The organism is Endozoicomonas sp. SESOKO3 (genome assembly GCF_024606255.1).
This window is the reverse complement of the sequence record NZ_JAHHPR010000104.1, coordinates 1-1,305: the sequence shown is the minus strand read 5'-3', so window position 1 is coordinate 1,305 and position 1,305 is coordinate 1. Positions and strand designations below refer to the sequence as shown.

At 47.6% G+C, this 1,305-nt stretch carries 1 protein-coding gene and 1 pseudogene; both read right to left on the bottom strand.

Annotated elements, in window-relative coordinates; genetic code table 11:
* A partial coding sequence (glnL, locus tag KDK18_RS01880; protein ID WP_257252785.1) for a nitrogen regulation protein NR(II) occupies positions 1 to 802 on the bottom strand: 802 nt, incomplete at its 3' end.
* Positions 803 to 996: 194 nt separating this feature from the next.
* Positions 997 to 1,305: pseudogene (locus KDK18_RS01875) on the bottom strand (hypothetical protein); the annotation flags it as partial.

Sequence of the window (1,305 nt, the reverse complement as noted above, 5' to 3'; positions counted from 1 at the left end):
GTCTGGATATACGGCTTTGAATGGTTATTTGACCATCACTCAGAGGCATATGTTGCTCTATGGCCTGCATGGCGTTTCGCACCAGGTTGAGGATAGCTTGAATCAACCGCTCTCTGTCTGCAGGAAGATCAGGAATACTGGGATCATAATCTTTGACAACAGACAGCTGGCCGCCGGTCTCTGCATGTATTAACTGGATAACCCTTTCCAGCACTTCATGAATATTCAAACTGTTCATACTGGGAGGCTTGATGGGGCCGAGCATCTGGTCAACGAGATCTCTGAGCCTGTCCGCTTCCTCAATAATGATCTGTGTGAACTCGCTGAGTTCTTTGTCATCCAGTTGTTTGTCCAGCAGCTGGGCTGCGCCCCTTATACCTCCAAGAGGATTTTTGATTTCATGGGCGAGTCCACGGGCAAGAATACGAGAAGTTTCCTGTTTGGCGATCAGGGATTCTTCACGAGTGATGCGCTGCAACCTGTCTCTTGGGTGAATCTCCACTAACAGGCAGGCGTGCTGGTTTTCTATGGGGGTAATGGTGTAATCAACCAGTACCGAGGTTCCATGAATGACGATTTCTGATTCTCTGCGGGTAAACTGCTGGTTCTGTTCCAGGGCACGCTGCAGATCTTTCATCATAGAGCCATGGTCAAGCGACTGCGATGGTGGCAATTGCAGGCCACTTTTTTCGCTGATATCCAGGAGTGCTTCAGCAGCATGGTTCATGAAAGCGACACGAAGCTCTTGATCCAGAGCGATAATGGCCGTGTTTAGATTTTCCAGTACAAATTCATTGATCACCGACTGACACCCGGATAAGTGGTGGTTGTTATTTCGTTGTCTGATAAAACATAACGCAAGAATTGAACCAACTGTTGCCAATCTCTTTCAGTACGTGACCTTTTTGCATCAGGTTGCACTTCTGAAAAAAATTGGGAGAACTGGAATTATAAGTCAGTTTGTTTGAGTGCACCAAAATAGTGCGACAACAGTCTTCAAAGGGCTGGCGCTGGTACCGGTACGGGAGGTCTGAAAACTGTTCTCTGTACGTGCACAGTGCTGTTGGCGGTTTTTAAGGTCTTGCCGTTTCGGTCAAGAATAGCCACTGATAACTGGTGAGTACCCCGATCGACATTTTTTAGTTTGAACTGAGTTTTTCTCTGTGGTTTGCCCTGCTGAACACCATCGATTGACAAGGACAGACTATGACCTGAGGCCAGCCTCGGTTCCAGACTGACTTCAACTGTGAAGTTGCCATTATCTCTGACGGTCGAATCATTGGCAGGCCTGGTAATCGTGAAGAC